Origin of the sequence: Thiolapillus sp., assembly GCF_048562965.1 — a bacterium.
In the GTDB taxonomy this organism is placed as follows: domain Bacteria; phylum Pseudomonadota; class Gammaproteobacteria; order Chromatiales; family Chromatiaceae; genus Thiolapillus; species Thiolapillus brandeum_A.
In genome coordinates, this window is sequence record NZ_JBHNMF010000169.1 from 1 (window position 1) to 6,449 (window position 6,449).

3 protein-coding genes are annotated in these 6,449 nt (G+C 57.2%); 2 read left to right on the forward strand and 1 reads right to left on the reverse strand.

The window, feature by feature from the left end:
- Positions 1-153: 153 nt before the first annotated feature.
- Positions 154-2,634, reverse strand: coding sequence for a nitrite reductase large subunit NirB (gene nirB, locus ACOCD2_RS10180; RefSeq protein WP_293647380.1), 2,481 nt, complete (start codon positions 2,632-2,634; stop codon positions 154-156).
- Positions 2,635-3,003: 369 nt separating this feature from the next.
- Between nirB and ACOCD2_RS10185 the strand changes: the two genes are divergently transcribed.
- Positions 3,004-4,470: a NarK family nitrate/nitrite MFS transporter gene (locus tag ACOCD2_RS10185; RefSeq protein WP_293647378.1), complete on the forward strand. Its 1,467-nt coding sequence runs from the start codon at positions 3,004-3,006 to the stop codon at positions 4,468-4,470.
- Between the two features lie 177 nt (positions 4,471-4,647).
- Positions 4,648-6,351, forward strand: coding sequence for a bifunctional protein-serine/threonine kinase/phosphatase (locus tag ACOCD2_RS10190; protein ID WP_293647376.1), 1,704 nt, complete (start codon positions 4,648-4,650; stop codon positions 6,349-6,351).
- The last annotated feature ends 98 nt before the right edge of the window (positions 6,352-6,449 follow it).

The window sequence follows — 6,449 nt, forward strand, 5'->3', positions numbered from 1 at the left end:
CCTTGCTATGTCAACTATTTTTTGAGATTTTTAGTGGTTTTTCTCCTCTGAAACTCTAAACTCTAAACTCTAGTAAAATATAGTGTGGGTCGGATTTCTACCCGACATTCCTGGTTCACAGGCCATTGTCGGGCTGAAGCCCGACCTACCGAATCAGGCGCTGATTTTCAGGGGTTCAAATTCATGGGCGGCTTCACCTTCGGCACGTGCTTTCCAGGGATCGACCTGGGCAACCTTCTGCCCCACTTTAAAGCGTTCGTACAGCGCCTTGCGCTCCGCTTCATCTTCCAGGATACGCTCCTTGATATGACCCAGCCCGACGCGCTCCACCCAGGGTGCGGTGCGCTCCAGGTAATGTGCTTCTTCACGGTACATCTGGGTAAAGGCGCCACAATATTCCAGCACTTCCTCCTCGGTGTCCACCTTGCACAGCAGATCGGTGACCCGCACCTTGATACCACCGTTTCCGCCGATATGCAGCTCATAGCCTGAATCGACGCAGACCACACCGAAATCCTTGATGGTGGCTTCCGCACAGTTCCTCGGGCAGCCGGACACCGCCAGCTTGAACTTGTGCGGCATCCAGGAACCCCAAGTCAGCTCTTCGAGCTTCACGCCCAGGCCAGTGGAATTTTGCGTGCCGAAACGGCACCAGGTCTTGCCGACACAGGTCTTTACGGTACGCATGGCCTTGCCATAAGCATGGCCGGAAACGAAACCGGCATCGGTAAGGTCCTTCCACAGGGGCGGCAGGTCTTCTTTCTTGACGCCGAACAGGTCGATACGCTGACCACCAGTCACCTTCATCTCCGGTACTTCGTATTTGTCACAGACATCGGCGATAGCGCGCAGATCGGAAGGCGTACACAAACCGCCGAACATGCGCGGCACCACAGAATAGGTGCCGTCCTTCTGTATGTTGCCATGCGCCCGTTCATTGATGAAACGGGACTGGGCGTCGTCCTTGTAGTCCTCCGGCCAGCGGGCCAGCAGATAATAGTTCAGGGCGGGGCGGCAGGTGGCACAGCCATCAGGCGTGTTCCATTCCAGGAAGCTGAATACAGAAGGCATGTCTTTCAGCTCGTGCTCGGCGATGGTGCGGATCACGTCATCGTGGGAATGCTCGGTGCAGCCGCACACCGGCTTCTTGCTGGGCTTGGCTTCATAACCCTCACCCACGGTGCTGGAGAGAATGGCTTCCACCAGGCCTGTGCATGAACCGCAGGAAGCAGACGCCTTGGTGTGCGCACGCACGTCGTCCAGCGTGAACAGACCTTTGGTCTGGATGGCATCGATGATGTCGCCCTTGGTGACACCGTTACAGCCGCAGATTTCAGCGTCACTGGAAAGTGCCGCCACCCGGGTCTCATCCCCGTGACCGGCGTCACCCAGGTCGTGCTGGCCAAACAGTATGGTGCTGCGGAAAGCTGAAATGTCCGTGCCTTCACGCAGCAGTTGGAAATACCAGGTACCGTCCATGGTATCGCCGAACATGACGGCGCCCTTGATACAATTGTCCCGCACCACCAGCTTCTTATACATATTTTGCGCCGGATCCTGCAGGACCAGGGTTTCATCCCCGTCCTCCTCGTTGAATTCTCCCGCCGAGAACAGGTCGATGCCTGTCACCTTGAGCTTGGTGGAAGTCACCGAGCCCTCGTAGAGAGCGATGCCCATCTTCGCCAGATGGTTGGCCGCCACCTTGGCCTGCTCGAACAGGGGCGCCACCAGGCCGTAACACTGGCCACGGTGCTGTACACACTCGCCTACGGCATAGATGCGCGGGTCATAGGTCTGCATGGTGTCGTTCACCACCACACCGCGCTCACAGTACAGGCCGGCCTTCTGCGCCAGATCCATGGCCGGGCGTATGCCCACGGCCATGACCACCAGATCGGCTTCTATTTCGGTCGTTCCCGGCTTCCTGCCTCCCACGACACTTGCACGTCCCTGTGCATCGTCTGCAAACCGCAGTCCTGTGACATGATCCTCACCCAGCACCTCTGCGGTCTGGGCTTCCATGAGAAACTTCATGCCCTTTTCTTCCAGGGACTTGCGCAGCATCCCCGCTGCCGGCTTGTCCAGCTGACGCTCCATGAGGACATCCATGAGATGCACCACAGTGACATCCATGCCGTTGATCATCAGCCCGTTGGCCGCTTCCAGACCCAGCAGGCCGCCACCGATCACCACGGCCTTCTTGCCGGTCTTAGCCGCTTCGACCATGGCATCCACGTCGGCGATGTCACGAAAACCGATGACACCGGGAAGATCGGAACCGGGAACGGGAATGATGAAGGGGTTGGATCCGGTAGCCAGCAGCAGCCGGTCATAGGAAACTTCCATTCCGGATGCCAATATCACCCTGCGGTTGATCCTGTCGATTTCCACTACAGGATCACCAGTGTGCAGGGTGATGCCGTTGCTCTCGTACCATTCCCGGTCGTTGAGAATGATCTCATCGATGGTCTTTTCTCCCGCCAGTACCGGGGAAAGCATAATGCGGTTGTAGTTGGGGTAAGGTTCGGCACCAAACACGGTGATGTCATATTCCTCCGGTGCAAGCTTGAGCAGCTCCTCCAGGGTACGCACACCCGCCATGCCATTTCCTACAAGTACCAGACGTTCTTTCATGGGCTTCCTCTTGTATATTTTTCGCCTGACAGGCCGATACCGGCCAGGCTTGCAACTGTTCCCCCTGTACTGCAAATAGCTTGCCAAGAATATTAGAACGACATTATCTGATTGTTTTTACGCCTGTTTTCCACATTGACTAACGCTTTCTTCACTACCAGCCTCAAAAGACGCACCATTTTGGTGCCTCCCGGAACATCCGAAGCACAATTATGTATCAGCATTTTCTTATACAGATTCCGGACACCTGTCCGGAGGTGGCCACCCATATAAAGAGAGTGTTTTCTTCCTGACCTTTCCGCCGCCCAGACTGGCACGGTTCATGCTTCGTCAACCCGTGACAGTTGTAATCAAGCAATGGAGCATCGCATGTCGGAAGCCAAACTCAACCTGTTTTCATTCAGCGGCAAGATCAGAACCCTGCATCTGACCTGGTTTGCCTTTTTCCTATCGTTCATGGTGTGGTTCAACCACGCCCCCCTGCTGGCGGCCATCCAGGAAACCTTCAGCCTGAGCAAACAGGAAGTGAAGGCACTGCTCATTGTCAACGTGGCCCTGACCATTCCGGCGCGCATCATCATCGGCATGCTGGTGGACAAGTACGGCCCGCGCCTGATCTTCTCCGGCCTGCTGTTCATCTCCAGCATCATCTGTTTCTTCTTCGCCATGGCCGATTCCTACCAGATGCTGCTGGCCACCCGTTTCGCCCTGGGTTTCGTGGGCGCAGGTTTCGTTATCGGCATCCGCATGATCGGTGAATGGTTCCCGGCCAGACAGGTAGGCGTGGCTGAAGGCATCTACGGGGGCTGGGGCAACTTTGGCTCCGCGGCATCCGCCATGCTGTTGCCCAGCTTGGCCCTGATGTACGGCGGCGAGAACGGCTGGCGCTATGCCATCGCCACCACCGGCGCCGTCGCCCTGCTCTATTCGTTCGTCTATTTCAAGCTGGCACGCAACACTCCCAAGGGTTCCACCTATTTCAAGCCCAAGAAGACCGGCGCCATGGAAGTGACCAGCAAGGGGGATTTCTTTTTCTACCTGCTGATGAACATTCCCATGTACGCCGCTCTGGCAGTGCTGGCCTGGAAACTGGGACCGGCCAACCTGAACATCATCGGCGCGGTACCGACGGACAGTATTTATCTGGGTCTGCTTGCGCTCTATGTTTATCAAACCTCTCAGGTATGGCGCATCAACAAGCATGTATTCAGCGAAGAAGTGGCCGAGATCCACCGTTACAAGTTCAAGCAGGTCGCCATTCTCGATTTGGCCTATTTTGTAACCTTCGGTTCCGAACTGGCGGTGGTATCCATGCTGCCTCTGTTCTTCAAGGACACTTTCGACCTGTCCCTGGTGCAGGCAGGCCTGCTCGCTTCAGGCTTTGCCTTCATGAACCTGGTGGCGCGTCCCTTCGGTGGCCTGTTCAGTGACAAGTTCGGTCGCAAGAAAATGCTCTCTATCCTCATCACCGGGCTGGCTGTCGGCTACCTGATTCTCGGCCAGATAACCTCCGGTTGGCCTGTATTCCTGGCCGTCATAGCCACCATGGCCTGTTCCTTCTTCGTCCAGGCCGGTGAAGGCGCCGTGTTCGCTATCGTTCCCCTGGTGAAACGCCGCATGACCGGTCAGGTGGCTGGCATGGCAGGCGCCTACGGCAATGTGGGTGCGGTAACTTTTCTTACCGTGTTCTCCTTCGTCTCGCCACAGGTCTTTTTCATGGTGATCGCCGGCGCTGCCCTGGTTGCCCTGATTGCTGTACAGTTCCTCGATGAACCCAAGGGACACACCGCCGAGGTCATGGAAGACGGTACGGTACAGATGATCGAAGTGAGCTAATGTCCGTAGGTCGGGCTTCAGCCCGACATCCTGCCCTGGTTCGGCCGCCGCTGTCGGGCTGAAGCCCGACCTACGGTCAGATCCAGAGGGGTCGGAGTCAAATCAGAGATGCGTCACGTAACATCCACGGCTTGACAAGATTTGACTCCGACTCCTAAAGCACTAGACCAGGACATTATGAGCAACCACCTGAAAATCGACTACGCCGCCGTCACGGAAAAAGGCAACAAGGAAGAAAACGCCGATGCTGCCGATGCCCTGGTGCCCGAAGGCAGCGCCCTGACGAACAAGGGCATTGCCGCCGCCATCTGTGATGGCATGAGCAGTTCCGAAGGTGGCGTGGAAGCGGCACAGATCTGTGTGCGCAGTTTCATGGACGATTACCTCAGCACCCCGGATTCCTGGACGGTGAAGACCGCCGCCACCAAGGTGCTGGGAGCCCTGAACCGCTGGCTCTGGTCCCAGGGGCAGATGCGCTACGACTCCGCCAAGGGCATGGTCACCACCTTTACCGGCCTGGTCATCAAATCCACCACCGCCCATATCTTTCACGTGGGCGACTCCCGGCTGTACCTGTTCCGGGACGGCGAACTGGAACAGATGACCCAGGACCACCGGGTCTGGGTGGGCAGGGATCGTGATTTTCTTTCCCGCGCCATGGGCATCGATGCCCATATCGATATCGACTACCGCACCCTGGCGGTGGAGCCGAATGACATCTTCCTGTTCACCACCGACGGCATTACCGGCTATGTGACGGACAACCGCCTGCGCCAGATCCTGCGTGAGCAGGATGGCCATCTTCAGGCCAGCGCCCAGGCCATCATGGAAGAGGCGCTGCGCAACGGCAGCCATGACAATGTTACCTGCCAGTTGCTCAAGGTGATCAGCCTGCCGCAGAAGACTGAAGACGACATCCTGCAGAAGATCACCGAACTGCCTTTCCCCCCTCCCATGCACGCCGGCGTGAGGATAGACAACTATGAAATCCTGCGTGAACTGCATGCCTCAAGCCGCAGTGAAGTGTTTCTCGCCAGGGATCTGGAAAGTGGCCACAAGGTCATCCTGAAGACACCTTCAGAAAACTTCAGGGACGACTCTGCCTTCCTCGACGGCTTCCTGCATGAGGAATGGGTGGGCAAGCGCATCAGCAACCCCCATGTGCTCAGGGTGCTGGATACACCACAGCGCCGCTTCCTGTACAACATCGCCGAATATGTCGAGGGCCAGTCCCTGCGCCAGTGGATCACAGACCATCCCCAGACGCATATCAACACCGCCAGGGAGTATCTGACCCAGATCGTCGACGGGCTGCGCGCCTTCCATCGCCTGGAGATGATCCACCTGGACCTGAAGCCGGAGAACATCCTCATCGACAAGACTGGCGTACTGAAAATCATCGACTTCGGTTCCACCCGCGTGGCGGGCGCCACGGAGATCAAATCCAGCTATGCCTGCGGCGCACCGCAGGCCACGATGGACTATGGTGCGCCCGAATGTCTCAAGGGCCAGTGCAGCAACCGCTCCGACATCTATTCACTGGGTGTCATCGCCTACGAATTGCTCACCGGCTCCCTGCCTTACGGCGAGCACGACAAGCCCGTGCAGACCGGCAAACTGCGCTACGTGCCCGCCTCCCGAAACAACAAGCACATCCAGCCCTGGGTCGATGGCGCCCTGCGCAAGGCGCTGCACCCAGATCCAACGAAGCGCTACGACACGCTCTCGGAATTTCTGTATGACCTGTCCCATCCGAATCCAAAATTCACCCATGTGACGAATCAGCCGCTCATAGAACGCAACCCGCTGGCTTTCTGGAAAGGTGCTGCCGCACTGTTGCTGGTGCTGAATCTTGTGCTGCTCTATCTGCTGATACGCTGAACCGGTCAATACGGGAAGCCGCCCCGGACTGTTGACGAAGCTACTCAAAATATAGTGGCTCTTCCCCAAATGGAGTGGGTAGATTATCGTAATCCCCT